The sequence below is a fragment of the Streptomyces sp. G5(2025) genome (genome assembly GCF_049542075.1).
GTDB lineage: Bacteria > Actinomycetota > Actinomycetes > Streptomycetales > Streptomycetaceae > Streptomyces.
Genome location: NZ_JBMUZT010000006.1, coordinates 1,472,457 through 1,490,266, shown reverse-complemented (window position 1 = coordinate 1,490,266; position 17,810 = coordinate 1,472,457). Strand labels below are relative to the sequence as shown.

The following is a 17,810-nucleotide window of genomic DNA, read 5'->3' as shown; positions in this document are numbered from 1 at the left end:
GCGGCCGGTCCTCGCCCCTCAATACTCCCGAGCAGCGCTTGTCAGGGGCACGACGTATCCGGAATCCGGGCTCGCTCTTGGCTGCGCCTCACGGGTCCTCAACCCACAAGGACCCACTGACTTCCCTCGGGAGGGAACAACGTGAGGATCAAGCGCACCATCCCCCACACCGGCATGGCCAGACGCACCCGTCTGCTCGCGATAGCCACCGGGCTCGTCGCCGCCGGAGCGCTCGCCGTCCCCGCGGCGAACGCGCAGGACGGCATGGCCACCTTCAGCGCCTCGCAGCTGGAACAGGCCAGTGACGCCGTCCTCGAAGCCGATGTCGCGGGCACCGCCTGGGGCGTCGACCCGAAGACCAAGCAGGTCGTCGTCACCGCCGACAGCACGGTCTCCAAGGCGGAGATCGCCGAGCTCAAGGCGGCCGCCGGATCCAACGCGGGCGCCCTGAAGATCGAGCGCACCCCGGGCAAGTTCCAGAAGTACATCTCCGGCGGCGACGCCACCTACGCGAGCAGCTGGCGCTGTTCGCTCGGCTTCAACGTCCGCAACGGCAGCACCTACTACTTCCTGACCGCGGGGCACTGCACCGACGGTGCGGGCACCTGGTGGGCCAACTCGGCGAAGACGACCGTGCTCGGCACCACGCACGGCTCAAGCTTCCCGACGAACGACTACGGGATCGTGCGCTACACCAACACCTCGATCACCAAGTCGGGCACCGTGGGCAACCAGGACATCACGAGCGCCGCCGACCCGACGGTCGGACAGAACGTGACGCGTCGCGGCTCCACCACCGGCACGCACAGCGGCCGGGTCACCGCGCTGAACCAGTCCGTCAACTACGGCGGCGGCGACGTCGTCTACGGCATGATCAAGACCACGGTCTGCGCCGAGCCCGGCGACAGCGGCGGCCCCCTGTACGCGGGTTCCACCGCACTCGGGCTGACCTCCGGCGGCAGCGGCAACTGCTCGTCCGGCGGCACGACGTTCTTCCAGCCGGTCACCGAGGCGCTGCGCGCGTACAACGTCAGCGTGTACTGACGTACGACGAGCACCGCGTACTGGCACCGCGTACTGGCACCGCGTACGGAACTGGTTCCACCGGCAGCACGACGAGCCCCCGCCCGGTCCTCGGGTGGGGGCTCGTCCGTGGTCCGGTTCCGTGAGGCCACCGGCGAGAACCGGACAGGACTAGTCCTCACACGCTGATGACCCTTCCCTCGCACACGGTGTTTGCAACGGGAACGACGTGGCGCGATGGGGTCGTGTGAGAGCTGAAGGGCGCACTGCCCGTTTTCGCGTGCGCGTCCTGAAGTGGACCTTGTGTGCGACCGCGAGGCGTCGGGATAGTGGGCGAGCAACTTGGCATGGACGCGGTCACTCCGGTGCGGCGAACGCCGCTGTCCGGCGTGGTCATCACGTGCCACGTACCACCTACGACCCGTCAGGCCCCCACGCCGGACGGGTCGTTCCCCCACAGGAGGTCGTGAGTTTTGAAGCACCGACGCATATCCAAGCGGCGTGCCGCCGTGGCAGGCGCGGGCATCGCCGCGCTGGTCGCCGCGGGAATCACCTTCCAGACTGCGAACGCGAGCGAGAGCACGCCGGACCCGACCCCGGATGTCCTCTCCGTGGCGAAGGCCGGAAAGCTCGCATCGACCCTGACCCAGGATCTCGGCGCGGACGCCGCGGGCACGTACTACGACGCCAAGGCCAAGGCGCTCGTCGTGAACGTGCTGGACAAGAGCGCGGCGGACGCCGTGGAGTCCGCGGGCGGCAAGGCCAGAATCGTCGAGAACTCCCTGGCGGAGCTGACGAGCGCCCGCACCACGCTCGACGAGAAGGCGGCCCTGCCCGGTACCTCGTGGGCGATGGACCCGGCCACCAACAAGGTCGTCGTCACAGCGGACCGCACCGTCAAGGGCGCCGCGCTCGACCAGGTCGGCTCGATCGTGAAGAGCCTCGGCGGCAAGGCCGAACTCAGGCACAGCAAGGGCGAGTTCAAGGCCTTCATCGCCGGCGGCGACGCGATCTTCGGCGGCGGCTCGCGCTGCTCGCTCGGCTTCAACGTCGTCAAGGACGGCCAGCCCCACTTCCTGACGGCGGGCCACTGCGGCAACGCGGTCAAGAGCTGGTCCGACGCGCAGGGCGGCCAGGAGATCGGCACCACGGAGGAGTCGAGCTTCCCGGGCAACGACTACGCCCTCGTGAAGTACACGGCCGACACCCCGCACCCGAGCGAGGTGAACCTCTACAACGGCGGCGCCCAGGCGATCACCAAGGCGGGGGAGGCCACGGTCGGGCAGAAGGTGCAGCGCAGCGGCAGCACCACGCAGCTCCACGAGGGTGAGGTCACCGCTCTGAACGCCACGGTGAACTACCAGGAGGGCCAGGTCGACGGTCTGATCCAGACCACGGTCTGCGCCGAGCCCGGTGACAGCGGCGGCGCGCTCTTCGCCGGTGACACCGCGCTGGGCCTCACCTCGGGCGGCAGCGGCGACTGCTCCTCCGGGGGTGAGACCTTCTTCCAGCCGGTGCCGGAGGCGCTGAGCGCCTACGGCGCGGAAATCGGCTGAGGCTGAGGCTGAAGCCGACTCAGGCTGAGACTGCCGGATGCCGGATGCCGGATGCCGGATGCCGGATGCCGGACGCCGGACGCCGGACGCTGTGCGCCCCGTCCCCGCGACCTGCGGGGCGGGGCGCACGCGGTTTCCCGCGCCCCTCAGGGGGTGAGGGGCCTGCCGTACTGCGTGCCGCTGAGGTCGATCGAACCATTGGCCGGGCGTCCGCGCCGAGCGGACAGGGCGAGGGTGACGACCACGCCGACCAGCGCCCAGGCGGCCAGGACCAGGAGCGGGCCGGTGAGCGCGTTCCCCTCGAAGTACGCGATGGAGCGCGCCGACCAGGTGCCCGCGCCGGGCGGCAGCCAGGGCCCGATCGCCTTCCAGAACGCCGGCAGCATGGGCAGCGGAAAGGCGCCGCCCGCGCTCGGGTTGCCGCCGATGACGATGATGAGGACGGCCAGGCCGATGCCCACGATGCCGGTGAGCGCCTGGAGGGCGAGCGTGATCGCGCCGACCCCGAAGACGACCAGGGCGCCGAGGCCCCACAGCCCCATGATGCTGCCGGGCAGGGCGCCGAGGATCGGCCCGATGATGATCGCGCCGCCGAGTCCGCCGACGATCGAGTAGAGCGCCATGGTGCCGAGCCTGATGATCGCGCGCGGCAGGTTCGAGGCCCGGGAGCCCGCGCTGATCGCCAGGATCGACGCGCACAGATAGCCGCCGACGCACCAGCCGACGACCAGGTAGAAGGACGAGAGGCCGTTGAAGTCCTTGTCCGAGGCGGCGGCCACGTCCTCGGTCTTCACCGTGCGCTTCTCGGCCGCGTCCACTTCGGTGAGGAGCGTGGTCAGGGTCCTGGAGAGCGCGGTGCCGCCGCCGGAGGCGACCAGGAGGGTGTCGGTGGTGCCGCGTGGGTCGACGACCAGGGCGCCGTCGATGTCGCGGTGCATGATCTGGCGCCGGGCCGTGGCCTCGTCCTTGAGGACGCGGGGGTCCAGCGGTCCGCCGGGGAGCTTCCCCAGCTTGTCGGCGGTCCGCTCGGCCGCGGGGCCCGGGGCGACCACTCCGAAGGCCACGTCCTTCGGTCTCGGGTCGTGCAGCGCCCCCACGTAGGAGGCGATGAACAGCAGCTGGAGGGCGAGTACGCCGATGACGAGCAGGGCTGCTCGCGGAGTGACGGCGCTCTTCAATTCATCGACGAACCTCATGCCCCCACGCTCCGGGGCGCCGGTCGTTCCCGCAGGTGGGATGGGCCGAACGGGCGATGCCGGGGCGTCGCCGGGGGTGTTCGGGGAGGGGCCTCGCACACGTGTCGTACATGCGTTCGAAACTTGGTCTATGGTGGAGGTGGGGGATACGAGATCGGATCGGTTCAGGGTTACAGGAGGTGCGTGTGCCCGGCTTCACGCATCTGCACACCGTCTCCGGGTTCTCCCTGCGGTACGGCGCCTCGCACCCGGAGCGGCTCGCCGAGCGCGCCGCCGAGCGGGGCATGGACGCCCTCGCGCTCACCGACCGGGACACCCTCGCGGGCACGGTCCGGTTCGCCAAGGCCTGCGCGAAGGCAGGGGTACGGCCGCTCTTCGGCACCGAGCTGGCGGTGGCGGAGCCCGCCCCGGCCAAGGGTGAGCGGCGGCGCGCCCCCGTGCGCGGCGGTGCCTTCATCGACGAGTCGACCCCGCGCGTGACCTTCCTCGCCCGCGACGGCGCCACCGGCTGGGCCGCGCTCTGCCGCCTGGTCACCGCCGCGCACCGCGCCGACGCCGACGGCACCGATGGGCAGCCCGTCCTGCCGTGGCAGGAGAACCACGGCGAGGGCCTGACCGTGCTGCTCGGCCCCGCCTCCGACGTGGGGCGCGCGCTCGCCGCCGGACGCCCCGACCGGGCCGCCCGCCTCCTCGCGCCCTGGCGCGAGCGGTACGGCGACGCGCTGCGCCTGGAGTCCGTCTGGCACGGCCGCGAGGGCACCGGGCCCGGCTCGCTGCGCCTGGCCGCGCGCACCGTCGGCTTCGCCGCCGAGCAGGGGGTGCGGCCCGTCCTGAGCAACGCCGTGCGCTACGCCGACGCCGGGCAGGGCCCCGTCGCCGACGTCCTCGACGCCGCGCGCCGCCTCGTCCCCGTCGACCCGACCAAGGAACTGGACAGCGGCGAACGCTGGCTGAAGGGCGCCGACGACATGCTGCGCGTCGCCGAGCGGGTCGTCGAGGCCGCGGGCTTCCGCCGCGACACCGCGCACCGCCTGATCGAACAGACCCGGGCGACCGCCGCCGCGTGCCTGGTCGACCCCGAGGACGACCTCGGCGTCGGGACCGTGCACTTCCCCGAGCCGCGCCTGGTCGGCGCCGGGCGGCGCACCGCCCAGCGCGTCCTCGCCTCGCGGGCGGCGGCGGGCATGGTGCTGCGGGGCTACGACTCCCGGCGCGCGTACTGGGAGCGCATGCACCACGAGCTGGACATCATCGCCCACCACGGCTACGCCTCCTACTTCCTCACCGTGGCCCAAGTGGTCGATGACGTACGCGACATGGGCATCCGCGTCGCGGCGCGCGGCTCCGGCGCCGGGTCCCTCGTCAACCACCTCATCGGCATCGCGCACGCCGACCCCGTCGAACACGGGCTGCTCATGGAGCGGTTCCTGTCCAAGCGGCGGCACGTCCTGCCGGACATCGACATCGACGTGGAGTCCGCCCGCCGCCTGGAGGTCTACCGCGCGATCATCGGCCGCTTCGGCGCCGAGCGGGTCGCGACCGTCGCCATGCCCGAGACCTACCGGGTGCGCCATGCCGTACGCGATGTGGGCGCCGCCCTGTCCATGGACCCGGCCGACATCGACCGCGTCGCCAAGGCCTTTCCGCACATCCGCGCGCGCGACGCCCGCGCCGCGCTGGCGGAACTGCCCGAACTGCGGTCGGTCGCCGAGGAGTTCGGCGATCGTGACCGGCTGTGGGAGCTGGTCGAGGCGCTGGACGCGCTGCCGCGCGGCGTCGCCATGCACCCGTGCGGGGTGCTGCTCTCCGACGCCTCGCTGCTCGCGCGCACGCCCGTGGTGCCCACCAGCGGCGAGGGCCTGCCCATGTCGCAGTTCGACAAGGAGGACGTGGAGGACCTCGGCCTGCTCAAGCTGGACGTGCTCGGTGTGCGGATGCAGTCGGCGATGGCACACGCGGTGACGGAGGTCGCGCGGGCCACGGGGGAGCGAGTCGACCTGGACGCGGTGGAGCCGGGGGACCCGGCGACGTACCGGCTCATCCAGTCCACCGAGACGCTCGGCTGCTTCCAGATCGAGTCGCCGGGCCAGCGCGACCTGGTCGGACGGCTTCAGCCCTCGACCTTCCACGACCTCGTGGTCGACATCTCGCTGTTCCGGCCGGGCCCGGTCGCGGCCGACATGGTGCGGCCCTTCATCGAGGCCCGGCACGGCCGCGCGCCCGTCCGCTACCCGCACCCGGACCTCGCGGAGCCGCTGAAGGAGACGTACGGCGTCGTCGTCTTCCACGAGCAGATCATCCACATCGTGGACATCATGACCGGCTGCGGGCGCGACGAGGCGGACCGGGTGCGGCGCGGGCTCTCCGACCCCGAGTCGCAGGGGCGCATCCGGTTCTGGTTCGCGCAGCACGCGGCGGCCAAGGGGTACGACGCCGAGACCATCGCCCGCGCCTGGGAGATCGTCGAGGCCTTCGGGTCGTACGGCTTCTGCAAGGCGCACGCCGTGGCCTTCGCGGTGCCGACGTACCAGTCGGCGTGGCTGAAGGCCCATCACCCGGCCGCGTTCTACGCCGGGTTGCTCACGCACGACCCCGGCATGTACCCGAAGCGGCTGCTGCTCGCGGACGCGCGGCGGCGCGGGGTGCCGATCCTGCCGCTGGACGTGAACCGGTCGGCGGTCGCCCACCGTATCGAACTGGTGTCTGATAATCCGGGGCCCCGGGAAAGGTGGGGCCTGCGGCTCGCGCTCTCCGACGTGCACGGCATCAGCGAGGCCGAGGCCGCGCGCATCGCGGACGGACAGCCCTACGCCTCCCTCGTCGACTTCTGGGAGCGGGCCAGGCCCTCGAAGCCGGTCGCGCAGCGGCTCGCCCAGGTCGGCGCGCTCGACGCGTTCGGCGCCAACCGCCGCGACCTGCAACTGCACCTGGCCGAGCTGCGGCGCGGCAGCCGGGGAGCGGCCGGGGCCCAGCTCCCCCTGGCCGGTGGGCGGAAGACGGCGCCCGCGGGCCTGCCCGACCTGGACGACGCGGAGCGGCTCAGCGCCGAGCTGGGCGTCCTCGGCATGGACTCCTCGCGCCACCTCATGGCGGACCACGGCGCCTTCCTGGCCGAGCTGGGCGTACTCAGCGCCCGGCGGCTGCGCGAGGCCGAACACGGCGCGACCGTCCTGGTCGCGGGCGCCAAGGCCGCCACGCAGACCCCGCCGATCCGCTCCGGCAAGCGGGTCATCTTCACCACGCTGGACGACGGCACGGGCCTGGTCGACCTGGCCTTCTTCGACGACGCGCACGAGCGGTGCGCGCACACCGTCTTCCACTCCTGGCTGCTGCTGGTGCGCGGCGTGGTGCAGCGCCGCGGGCCGCGCAGCCTCAGCGTCGTCGGCTCGGCGGCGTGGAACCTGGCGGAGCTGGTGGAGGTGCGCGAGGAGGGCGGCCTCGACGCGGTGGCGCTGCGTCTGGCGGAGCCCGGGCCTGGGCCCGGACCCGACCCCGAGCCGAAGCCCGGACAGGGCCCGGACCCGGACCCGGTGGCGGGCGGCCGCCGCATCCGCATGGCCACGGGGTACGAGATGCACCCCTGGGCGGATCTGCGCCCGGCGGGCGAAGGGCCGGCGGGCACGAGCAGGAAGCTGTGGCACCAGAGCCCGGGGAGCGCGGGATGAACACCTTCGACACGGCCCACACCGCCCACACCGACCCCACTGTTCCCACCGGCGGCGTGAGCACCCTCTACGTGCGGTTCCTGCTGGAGCCCATGTACGAGGCGCTGCTGCCCCAACTGGTCGGCCTGCTCGGCGAGTTCACCCCGCAGGTCGAGGCGCTCCCGCCCGACGCCGCCCTCATGGACATCCGCGGCGCCCGGCGCTACTTCGGCCGGAGCGCCGTCGAGATGGCCGCGCTGATCCGGGTGCGGGCGCTCGCGCTGTACGGGGTCGAGTGCGCGATCGGCGCGGGGCCCGGCCCGATGCTGGCACGGATGGCCGCGCGCGGCGCCGCCCCCGGCGTGACCCGCGCCGTGCCCGAAGGCCCTGACGGCGTACGCGAGTTCCTCGCCGAGAGGCCGGTCGGCGAACTGCCCGGCATCGGCCGCGCCACCGCCCGCACCCTGTGCGAGTACGGCCTCGACTCCCTCGGGAAGGTCGCCGCCGCACCGCTGTCCACCCTGCAACGGCTGGTCGGCGCCCGCGCGGGCCGCGAGCTGCGCGAGAAGGCGCGGGGCATCGACCGTACCCGGGTCGTACCGAACTCCGCCGCCCGCTCGATCGCCGTCGAACGCCCCTTCCCCCGCGATGAGGTGGATCCCTTCCGGCACCGCCGCGCCCTGCTGTCCGGCGCCGAGGAGCTGGGCATCAGGATGCGCGGCGAGGACCAGGTGTGCCGCGCGCTGACCCTCACCGTGCGGTACGCGGACCGGAGCACGACCGTCCGGACCCGGGCCCTGCCCGAGCCGACCGCGCACTCCACCGCGCTGACCACGGCCGCGTACCGCATGTATGAGGCGCTCGGCCTGCAACGGGCCCGGGTGCGCGCGATCAGTCTGCGCGCCGAGGGGCTCGGCCCGGCCGAACGCGCCGCCCACCAGCTGACGTTCGACCCGGCGGACGAGAAGGCCCGCCGCATCGAGGAGGTGGCCGACCGGGCCCGGGAGAAGTTCGGCCCCGGCGCGATCGTGCCGGGAACGCTGGCGGCGTGAAGCGAGCCGCGTCGTGCGGCGCGGGACCTCAGCACACCTTCAGGGCACCTTCAGGGCACCTTCAGAGTATTTCAGAGCATGATGAGCAGCCGCGTGTTCGGCTTGAGCTTCCTGTTCACCGAACGGCTCTGCACATAGACCTCCAGCTTGGGGTTGTTCCCCGCCTTCACCGAGACGGTGCCCTGGATGCCCGAACCGAACAGGAGGCTGCGCGCCGCGTCGCCGGTGTAGGCGCGGTCGGTGTCCTTCTCGACCACGATGACTTCCTTGTTCGGCTGGACCTGTGCGCGGGCGCCCAACTGGTAGTAGCAGGCACCGCGTTCGTACGTCACACCCGGGTGCGAGTCGACGAAGGGGCGGATCTCGACCTCCTTGTCCACCTTCAGGAGCCGGTACTTGTTCGCCGGAATCGGTTCGAGGTTCGCCCGCACCTCGTCGATCGAGATGTCCTGGCCGACGGCGAAGAGGTTCTTCGTGCCGCGCACCCCCTTCTCGCGGGCCCGCAGGAAGCTGGTGGCGGCGGCGCGCACCGTGCCGATGGCCTCCTCGACGCCCTCCTGGGAATCCGCGTCCCAGATGGCGATGTTCCCCGCCGGGAAGCCGTAGTTCTGCGCGGTCCGCTTGGCCAGGGAGTTCGGCACGAGGATCGCGGACGTCCAGTGTTCCGGAAGCCCGCCCATCTTCGCCGCGATCCTGTCGAGCCAGGGGCCGAGGACGGCCATGTCGCCGTCGTGGCGCCGGTCGCCGCCCGAGGCGTTCTCCTCGCCGTCCGTCACCACGATCTGGAGGAAGCTGTGCTCGCCGTACTCCTCCCATATGTGGCCCAGGTCGTCGAGGGACTTCAGGGAGGCCTCGATGAGGGCCGTGGCGCCGTTGTTGACCCGGTACAGGCCGCGCATGGACGGCAGATGCTTCACGTCCATGTCCCACACCAGGTTCTCCACCCGGTGGTCGAAGGAGTAGAGGCTGATCCGGGTCTCGTGACCGAGGCTGTCCGACTCGGCCTTGAGACCGGCCACGAACTCGTCCACGACACGCACCAGTTGATCCTGGTGCGGACGCATGGAACCCGAACAGTCCACGACCAGCGCGACGTGATTGACCTTGTGCTGGATCCTGTTTGCGGACATGGCTCTGCTCCTTCTGCTAGGCGGCTTGCCGAGGCAGCTTGCCGAAGTGATTGCACTCTAGGAGGAGGCACTGACAACGCCGTCCGACGCTTCCCGGGGTAGCCCATGGGCGTAAGCCCGGGGACCGATGCCCAGGTCAGGGGCGCGCGCCTACGATCGGGTCATGCTTGAGACGCGGGGCGCCCCCGCTCTGCCGACCTCACCGGCCGTCACCACCCCACGGCTCCCGCGTGCGTGGCTGACGCCGCTGTCCTGGTGCGCCGGGCTCGCCTACCCCTTCGCCGTGTTCCTCGTGACGCTCGACGGGCGCGGCGGCTTCAGCGCCCTGACCGTCGCCCCGCTGATCGTCCTCACCGCGCTCGTCGGCGTACTCCTGCGGAGCAGGCCGCTGCCCGCGCTGGTGCTGCTGCTCGCCGGGTGGGCCGCCGCGCGTACGCAGATGCAGAACTCGGAGGTGGTGTACCTCCAGGTGCTGCTCGGCGATCTCGCCGTCGGCTACATCGCCGCCACCCGGCCGCGCCGCACCTCGCTCGCGGCGGCGGCCCTGGCGTTGGGCACGCAACTCGGCACGCATCTGACCTCCCTCGGCCCGACCCCGGTCCGGGCCGTACAGCTCGTCCTGTTCCTCGTGCTGGCGACGCTCGCCGCCTGGCTGGGGGGCGACTCCGTGCGGGAGCGCCGCGCGCACGCCGAGGCGCTCGCCGTGCGCGCCGCAGAGCAGGCGGTCACCGCCGAACGACTGCGCATAGCAAGGGAGTTGCACGACATGATCGCGCACAGCCTCGGCGTCATCGCCATCCAGGCGGGCGTCGGCAGCCGCGTCATCGACACCCAGCCCGCCGAGGCGCGCAACGCGCTCACCACCATCGAGGCCACCAGCCGGGAGACCCTCGCGGGGCTGCGGCGCACCCTGGTCGCACTGCGCCGGCCGGGCCCCGAGGCGGCAGAGGGCGCCGCGCCCCTGGCGCCCACCCCCGGCCTCGCCGGTCTCGACGGCCTCGTCACCTCGACGCGCGACGCCGGGGTCCGCGCCGCCGTGCGCCTGCGGGGCGAACAGCGGCCGCTGCCCGCCGACATCGACCTGGCCGCGTTCCGCATCCTCCAGGAGGCGCTCACCAACGTCGTACGGCACGCGGGCGCCGACATGTGCCGGGTGAGCGTCACGTACGGCGCCGACGAGGTGACCGTCGAGGTCGAGGACGACGGCCGCGGCGGGCTGCCCGCGGGCACCGGATACGGCATCGTCGGCATGCGGGAGCGCGTCGCCCTGCTGGACGGCCGTTTCACCGCCGGGCCGCGCCCCGAGGGCGGCTTCCGCGTGACGGCCCGGCTGCCCATGCCCCCGAGGCAGACCCGGTGACGGCGGTCCGCGTCGTCCTCGCCGACGACCAGCCGCTGGTCCGCGCGGGGCTGCGCGTCCTGATGGCCGACGCCCCCGACATCGACGTCGTGGGGGAGGCGGGCACGGGTGCCGAAGCGGTGCGGCTGGCCAGGGACGTACGCCCGGACGTCGTCGTCATGGACATCCGCATGCCCGGCATGGACGGCATCGAGGCCACCCGCCTGATCAAGGAGGGCGGGGGATCGGTCCGTGTCCTTGTCCTGACCACCTTCGACGACGACGAGTACGTCTACGGCGCGCTCCGGGCCGGCGCGAGCGGCTTCCTCGTCAAGGACATGGCCCTGGAGGACATCCTCGCGGCGATCCGCGTGGTCGCCGCCGGGGACGGGCTGATCGCGCCGAGCGTCACCCGGCGCCTGATCGCGGAGTTCGCCGCCCGCCCCGAGCAGCCGGGCCCGCCGCCGGAGCCGTGCGCGGTGAAGGGGGCGGTGGAGGACGCCGTGGAGGGCGTCACCGACCGGGAGCGCGAGGTCCTGACCCTCGTGGGACGCGGCCTGTCCAACGCCGAGGTGGCCGCCCAGCTCCACATCACCGTGGCCACGGTGAAGGCCCATGTGGCACGGCTGTTCACCAAGCTCGGCGCACGCGACCGGGTCCAGCTGGTCATCATCGCGTACGAGGCGGGCCTGGTAGCTCCGCCGCGGTGAGCCCACCCGTACCGGTCCCGGAACCGCGCCAGTGAACACTGGAAGTTTTGCCGACGTGCGACTTCACTCTTCACGTACTCGCGCGTAGCTTGTCGTGCACGCAACAACCGTGCGCCAGCCGTACGCGTTCCCGCACCGACCTGGTGATCCGGATCCCGGGGCACGCCGCCATCGCAACTCCCGCAACTCCCTTGAGCCGCAAGGAGATCACACGATGCTGCCCTGGAGACGCGCGCTGCGCGCGTTCGCCGCCGCCCTGCTCGTCACGGGCGCGGCCACCACCCTCGCCCCGGCGGCCGCGGCCGATACCGCCGCATCGGCCGCCACCGCCTCCGTGTCGAGGGGCTGGAACGACTACGACTGCAAGCCGTCCGCCGCGCACCCCCGCCCGGTCGTCCTCGTGCACGGCACCTTCGGGAACTCCGTCGACAACTGGCTCGTCCTCGCGCCCTACCTCGTCGCGCGCGGCTACTGCGTCTACTCCCTGGACTACGGCCAGTTGAAGGACGTGCCGTTCTTCCACGGGCTCGGGCCCATCGAGAAGTCGGCCGAGCAGCTCGACGGCTTCGTCGACAAGGTGCTCGCCTCGACGGGCGCCAAGGAGGCGGACCTCGTCGGCCACTCGCAGGGCGGCATGATGCCCCGCCACTACCTCAAGTTCCTCGGCGGCGCCGCCGAGGTGAACGCCCTCATCGGCCTCGCGCCCGACAACCACGGCACGACTCTGCTCGGCCTCACCAAGCTGCTGCCGCACTTCCCGGGCGTCGAGGACCTGCTGACCACGAAGACGCCCGCCCTCGCCGACCAGGTGGCCGGATCGCCCTTCCTGACCAAGCTCAACGCGGGCGGCGACACCGTGCCGGGCGTGCGCTACACCGTCATCGCCACCAAGTACGACGAGGTGGTCACCCCCTACCGCAGCCAGTTCCTGGACGGCCCCGGCGTGCGCAACGTGACCGTCCAGGAACTGTGCCCCTCGACGTCTCCGAGCACGTGGCCGTCGGCATCCTGGACCGCGTCGCCCACCACGAGGTGGCGAACGCGCTGGATCCGGCGCACGCCACCCCGAGCACGTGCCTGTCGTGACAGCGGAGGAGGGCTGAAGAGACGGCTCAGCGGCCGTGGCGTCCCGCCGCGCGGCGGCGCGTCGTGGCGAACATCGCCGCGGCACCGACGGCGAGAGCGGCGGCACCGCCGATCGCGATGTACGAGGTGGTGCTGTCGCCGCCGGTCTCGGCGAGGTTGTCGCCGGCGGCCGTGGCGGGCTTCTCGGCACCGCCGTTCACCTCGGGCTCGTTGCCGGAGGCCTCGGAAGCCTCCGCGGCACCGGCACCGGCACCGGCACCGGCACCGGCACCGGCACCGGCACCGGCACCGGCACCGGCACCGGCGTCCGGGGCGGCCTCCGTGGCCTTGGCGCCCGTCTTCTCGTCGGAGTCGCCGTGGCCCTGGTGCTCGACCGTGGACTTCTCGGCGCCCGCCGCGATCTCCTCGTCCGAGGGAGCCGACGCGACCGGGCCCGGGGCGGGCGCCGAGCCGGAGCCGGATCCGGAGCCGCCGGTGTCCTTGCCGAAGACGACGTCGGAGCAGGTGTAGAACGCCTCGGGGGAGTCCGAGCGCTGCCAGATCGAGTAGATGAGGTGGCGGCCCGACCGGGCGGGGATCTTGCCGTCGAAGACGTAGTCGCCGTTCACCATCTTCGGGTCGGTGACCTTGACGAAGGGCCTTTTCTCCAGGTCCGACCACTTCAGGGGCTTCGTCGGGTCGTACGAGCTCTTCGTGACGTACAGCTCGAACGAACCCCTGTGCGGGGCGGTGCCCTTGTAGTGGAAGGTGTGCTTCCCGGACGTCAGCCTGCTGGACGGCCAGTCGGCGCGCGGCAGGTCGAGGCCCTTGTACTTGTCGTTGCCGGCGCTGCACAGCTTGCCGTCGGGGATGATCTGCTTCGACTTCCCGGCGGCGTTGGCGATGTTGACGCCGTTCCAGTCGTAGAAGGCCTGCGCGCCGCTCGCGGCGACGGCGGCCTTGCACGCGGCCGACCTGGGCGACTCCGGGCCCTCCTGGAAGCAGGCGGAGACCCGGCTGACCGGGTCCGTCATCGAGCCGTGCGCGGCGGCGGGGTGTGCCGACAGGGCGGTCAGGGCGAGCGGGGCGACTCCGGTGGCGGCGATCGCGGCGACCTTGCGGCGTGCGGGCATGCGGGTTCTCCTCAAACGGCGGTTCTGGGGGCGCGGGGCGGTGGCGAACGGGCGGCACCGCCCCCCGAACACCAGCGGCACCGACGGTTCGGCACCGCCCCGGCGATCAGAAAGCTAGCCCCTGTGATCCGCGGAATCCCTGCTGAGGACGGGGAACAGAGATCCTTATGGTGCGTTTAAGGGAGCGCTAACCAAGGGCTCAGGTAGAGCCTCGGTCACGGGTGCATCCGCGCTCCCTTCAGCACCTTGTCGACCGCGCTGCGTGGTCCGTGGACGGCCAGCCCGACGACGTCCAACTCGTCCCCGGCGACGGCGCGGACGGCCGCCCGGTTGTCGGTGTCGTTGCCGGTGGCGAAGAGGTCGGAGGTGAACACGGAGCACGGCAGGCCCCGCCCCAGCGCCCGGCCGCGCGCCGCGGCCAGCACCTCCTCGCCGCCCTCAAGGACGAGCACCGGCTGCCGGAACATCGGCAGGTAGGCGGTGCCGTCGGCGTCCTCGTACGGCTCCCCGACCAGCTCGGGCAGCCGCGTGCCGAGTCCGCTCACGAGGAACGCGGTCACGTTCAGCCGCTGCCAGCTCTCCAGGTCGTCCCGGAGCAGTACGGCGATCTTGGTGTCGAAGCGGACGGGTCGCCGGTCGACGGCGGTGGCGGTGAACGGGGTGGGCGTGGTGGCGGTGTCTGTGCTCATGCGTCGAGACTGCCGATCACCGCGCATCCCGGTCTTGTACGTTCTTTGCATGGCGGCCGGCGAGGAGATCACCGCGTGGCGTCCCGCGGTGCGCGGGGTCACGGAGGTCTTCCACGCGCACTTCACGCGCCACGCCTATCCGATGCACGTGCACGACACCTGGACCCTGCTGATCGTCGACGAGGGAGCGGTCCGCTACGACCTGGAGCGCAACCCCCACGGCACCCCGCTCGGCACGGTCTCGCTGCTGCCGCCGCAGATCCCGCACAACGGCTCAGCGGCCACCCCGGACGGCTTCCGCAAGCGCGTCCTGTATCTGGAGGCGGCGGAGGACGGGCCGCTCGACGCGTCGTTCATCGGGGCCGCCGCGGACGCCCCCGACCTCGTCGACCCCCTGCTGCGGCACCGCATCGGACAGTTGCACACGGCCCTCGCGCACCCGGGCGACGAACTGGAGGCGGCCGCCCGGCTCGCGCTCGTCGGGGAACGGCTGCGCGAGCGGCTGCGCCCCCGCCTGGCCGGGGCGGCCAGGCCCGCCCCCGACCGCCGGGTCGCCGACGCCCTGCGCGAACTCCTCGACGCACGCGTGGTCGAGGGCATCGCCCTGGAGGAGGCCGCCGCCCTCCTGCACGCGCACCCGGCGCACCTGGTGCGCTCCTTCACCGCGGCGTACGGCATCGCCCCGCACCAGTACCTGATGGCCCGCCGCGTGGACCGGGCCCGCCGCCTCCTGCTGGACGGGCGGCCGCCCGGCGAGACGGCGGCGGCCTGCGGCTTCTACGACCAGTCACACCTGACCCGGCACTTCAAGCGCGTGGTGGGCGTTCCCCGGGCCGCTATGCCCGCGGCCACTGACGACGCCCCACCGGCGTACCCCCAAGCCCCGAGCCCAGAAGCCCCCAAGCCCCCAGCCCTCACCCCCGCCACCGGTACCGCCGCTCCGGCCGCCCCGTCCCCCCATAGCGCAGTGTCACCTCGGCGCGGCCGGTGTCCACGAAGAACTCCAGGTAGCGGCGGGCGCTCACGCGGGAGAGCGAGCCCGCCGCCGCGCACTCCGAGGCCGACAGGCCCCCGGGATGCTCCCGCAGGGTCTGCTCCACCAGCTCCGCGGTGTGGGCCGCGAGTCCCTTCGGCAGCTCCCGGGAGCCGGGCGGCCGCGTGCCGAAGATCTGGTCCACGTCCTCCTGGCGCGCCTGACCGAGCCCGTCGAGCCGTGCCCGCACCGACGCCACGTGCCGCAACTGCTCTTGCAGGGCGGCTTGGTTGAACGGCTTGATCAGGTAGTGCAGGGCCCCCGCGCGCAGCGCCGCCCGTACGATCCGGGCGTCCCGTGCCGCCGTGATGAACAGGGCGTCCACCGGCCGGCGCCCCGGATCACGTTCCTCGGCGGCCCGCAGCTCCCGGAGCACCGCGATCCCGTCCATGTCGGGCAGATAGACGTCGAGGAGCACGAGGTCGGGACGGAGCCGCTCCGCCGCGCCGAGCGCCTCGGCGCCGGTGTGGGCGGCGCCGACCACGGTGAACCCGGCCACCGCGGTGACGTACCGGCTGTGCAGCCTGGCGACCATGAAGTCGTCATCCACGACCAGGACCCTTGTCATCGCCGCAGGCTATGGGCGTGACCACAACGACCACAACGTCCGTTGCTTCCGGAAGAGAGACAGGTTGTCAACGCCCGGGCAACATGTGGGCCACCTCACACCCGCATGTCCCCCCGCCCTCCGCAAGGTCCCTTCGACGTACCGACTGGTGGTGGCACCCGTGCGCCTGCGCACACCCCTCGCCCTGCTCGGCGCCGCGCTCCTCGTGCTCGTGGCGCCGCCCCTGCTCACCGCGGGCAGCGGCGCCGAGACCGGCACCCAGATCCCCGGCCTGCGCCTCATGGTCCCCAACACCCCCGGCGGCGGCTACGACATCACCGCCCGCACCGCCGCGAAGAACGCCGAGGACGCCGGACTCACCCACAACATCGAGGTGTTCAACCTGCCCGGCGCCGGCGGCACCGTCGGCCTGACCCGGCTCGTCGGCGAGCACGGCAACGGCAAGCTCGCCATGTCCATGGGGCTCGGCGTCGTCGGCGCCGCCCGCTCCAACCACTCCCCGAAGACCCTCTCCGACACCACCCCGATCGCCCGGCTCACCGAGGAGCAGGACGTCGTCGTGGTCGCCAGGAACTCCCCGTACAAGACCATCGACCAGCTCATCGGGGCCTGGAAGAAGAACCCCGGCAAACTGCCCGTGGGCGGCGGCTCCGCCCCCGGCGGCCCCGACCACCTCGCCCCCATGCTGATGGCGCGCGCCGCCGGCATCGAACCGAAGAAGGTCAACTACGTGCCCTTCGACGGCGGCGGCGAACTCCTCGCCTCCATCCTCGGCAGCAAGGTCGCCTTCGGCGTCTCCGGAGTCGGCGAGTACCTGGACCAGATCAAGTCCGGGGAGCTGCGCCTGCTCGCCGTCACCGGGCCCAAGCGGGTGCGCGGCCTGGACGGGCCCACCCTCAAGGAGTCCGGCTACGACGTGGAGTTCACCAACTGGCGCGGCATCGTCGCCCCGCCCGGCCTCAGCGACGCCGAGCGCGAGAAGCTCACCGTGCTGATCAAGAAGCTGCACGCCTCGCCCGAGTGGCACAAGTCCCTCAAGACCAACGGCTGGGACGACGCGTTCCTGACCGGGGAGAGGTTCGGTGATTTCCTGGACGCCCAGGACAAGCGCGTCGTCTCGGTCCTGAAGGAGCTGGGCCTGTGACCACCACCGACGTCACCCCCGAGCGGCCGGACCGCCGCTCCTGGCTGCGCGAGCACTCCGAACTCGGCGTCTGCGTCATGCTGCTGGCCCTCGGCGTCCTCGTCCTCACCGACGCGCTCACCATGGACGTGGAGATCGCCCAGCGCGGCCCCATCGGCCCCAAGACCGTGCCGGTCGCCGTCGGCATCGGCCTGCTCGTCGTCGCCCTCCTGCTCGCCGTCGACGTACTGCGCGGCGGCCGCGGCGAGGCCGAGAGCGGCGAGGACATCGACCTGTCCGAACCCGCCGACTGGCGCACCGTGCTGCTCCTAGCGGGCGTCTTCCTCGCCGCCGCCGTCCTCATCGAACCGCTCGGCTTTCCCGTCACCGGCGCCCTGCTCTTCTGGGGCTCCGCGTACGCGCTCGGCAGCCGCCACCTCGACCGGGACCCGCTGATCGCCGCCGTGCTCTCCGTCGTCACGTACGAGATCTTCAACAACCTGCTCGGCGTTCCGCTGCCGGGCGGCCCCCTGATGGGAGTGCTGTGAC

Annotated in this window: 13 protein-coding genes and 2 pseudogenes; 10 read left to right on the top strand and 5 right to left on the bottom strand. The window is 72.4% G+C overall.

Annotated features, from left to right (window positions below):
• Window positions 1-141 precede the first annotated feature (141 nt).
• Together ACOBQB_RS17580 and ACOBQB_RS17575 are read left to right on the top strand one after the other, a co-directional pair.
• On the top strand, window positions 142-1,044 hold the full coding sequence (locus ACOBQB_RS17580) for a S1 family peptidase (protein ID WP_423592833.1): 903 nt from the start codon (window positions 142-144) through the stop codon (window positions 1,042-1,044).
• 452 nt (window positions 1,045-1,496) lie between these two features.
• Window positions 1,497-2,579 carry a S1 family peptidase gene (locus ACOBQB_RS17575; protein ID WP_423592831.1) on the top strand — a complete coding sequence of 361 codons (1,083 nt, stop codon included), beginning with the start codon at window positions 1,497-1,499 and terminating at the stop codon, window positions 2,577-2,579.
• Window positions 2,580-2,725: 146 nt separating this feature from the next.
• Here the strand turns inward: ACOBQB_RS17575 and ACOBQB_RS17570 are convergent, their stop codons facing one another.
• Window positions 2,726-3,775, bottom strand: a complete 1,050-nt coding sequence (locus ACOBQB_RS17570) for a DUF3533 domain-containing protein (protein WP_423592830.1) — start codon at window positions 3,773-3,775, stop codon at window positions 2,726-2,728.
• A 185-nt stretch (window positions 3,776-3,960) separates the two neighbouring features.
• Between ACOBQB_RS17570 and ACOBQB_RS17565 the strand changes: the two genes are divergently transcribed.
• Window positions 3,961-7,440 carry a DNA polymerase III subunit alpha gene (locus tag ACOBQB_RS17565; protein WP_423592828.1) on the top strand — a complete coding sequence of 1,160 codons (3,480 nt, stop codon included), beginning with the start codon at window positions 3,961-3,963 and terminating at the stop codon, window positions 7,438-7,440.
• Between the two features lie 56 nt (window positions 7,441-7,496).
• Window positions 7,497-8,471, top strand: coding sequence for a DNA polymerase Y family protein (locus ACOBQB_RS17560; RefSeq protein WP_423598554.1), 975 nt, complete (start codon window positions 7,497-7,499; stop codon window positions 8,469-8,471).
• 71 nt (window positions 8,472-8,542) lie between these two features.
• Here the strand turns inward: ACOBQB_RS17560 and ACOBQB_RS17555 are convergent, their stop codons facing one another.
• Window positions 8,543-9,601: a VWA domain-containing protein gene (locus ACOBQB_RS17555; protein ID WP_423592826.1), complete on the bottom strand. Its 1,059-nt coding sequence runs from the start codon at window positions 9,599-9,601 to the stop codon at window positions 8,543-8,545.
• A gap of 163 nt (window positions 9,602-9,764) precedes the next feature.
• Between ACOBQB_RS17555 and ACOBQB_RS17550 the strand changes: the two genes are divergently transcribed.
• From ACOBQB_RS17550 to ACOBQB_RS17540, 3 genes and pseudogenes are all read left to right on the top strand, one after another.
• Complete coding sequence (locus ACOBQB_RS17550) at window positions 9,765-10,961, top strand: sensor histidine kinase (protein ID WP_423592824.1); 1,197 nt, start codon at window positions 9,765-9,767, stop codon at window positions 10,959-10,961.
• A complete protein-coding gene (locus tag ACOBQB_RS17545; protein WP_423592822.1) occupies window positions 10,958-11,650 on the top strand; it encodes a response regulator in 693 nt (230 codons plus the stop codon). The genes ACOBQB_RS17550 and ACOBQB_RS17545 overlap by 4 nt, the downstream gene beginning before the upstream one ends.
• A gap of 214 nt (window positions 11,651-11,864) precedes the next feature.
• Window positions 11,865-12,736, top strand: a pseudogene (locus ACOBQB_RS17540) (esterase/lipase family protein).
• A gap of 26 nt (window positions 12,737-12,762) precedes the next feature.
• Here the strand turns inward: ACOBQB_RS17540 and ACOBQB_RS17535 are convergent.
• The gene (locus ACOBQB_RS17535; RefSeq protein ID WP_423592820.1) at window positions 12,763-13,848 is read right to left on the bottom strand and encodes a lytic polysaccharide monooxygenase auxiliary activity family 9 protein; all 1,086 of its coding nucleotides are present in this window, start codon (window positions 13,846-13,848) and stop codon (window positions 12,763-12,765) included.
• A 215-nt stretch (window positions 13,849-14,063) separates the two neighbouring features.
• Complete coding sequence (locus tag ACOBQB_RS17530) at window positions 14,064-14,537, bottom strand: DUF2000 family protein (protein WP_423592819.1); 474 nt, start codon at window positions 14,535-14,537, stop codon at window positions 14,064-14,066.
• A gap of 49 nt (window positions 14,538-14,586) precedes the next feature.
• Here ACOBQB_RS17530 and ACOBQB_RS17525 point away from each other — a divergent pair.
• Window positions 14,587-15,392, top strand: a pseudogene (locus tag ACOBQB_RS17525) (AraC family transcriptional regulator).
• Window positions 15,393-15,451: 59 nt separating this feature from the next.
• On the opposite strand, the gene ACOBQB_RS17520 reads toward ACOBQB_RS17525, so the two are convergent.
• Complete coding sequence (locus ACOBQB_RS17520) at window positions 15,452-16,138, bottom strand: response regulator (protein WP_423592817.1); 687 nt, start codon at window positions 16,136-16,138, stop codon at window positions 15,452-15,454.
• A 160-nt stretch (window positions 16,139-16,298) separates the two neighbouring features.
• On the opposite strand from ACOBQB_RS17520, the gene ACOBQB_RS17515 reads away from it, so the two are divergent.
• Window positions 16,299-17,282, top strand: a complete 984-nt coding sequence (locus ACOBQB_RS17515) for a Bug family tripartite tricarboxylate transporter substrate binding protein (RefSeq protein ID WP_423598552.1) — start codon at window positions 16,299-16,301, stop codon at window positions 17,280-17,282.
• Entirely contained in the window at window positions 17,279-17,809 is a 531-nt protein-coding gene (locus ACOBQB_RS17510; RefSeq protein ID WP_423592816.1) for a tripartite tricarboxylate transporter TctB family protein, read from the top strand. Before ACOBQB_RS17515 ends, ACOBQB_RS17510 begins: the two co-directional genes overlap by 4 nt.
• Window position 17,810 lies beyond the last annotated feature (1 nt).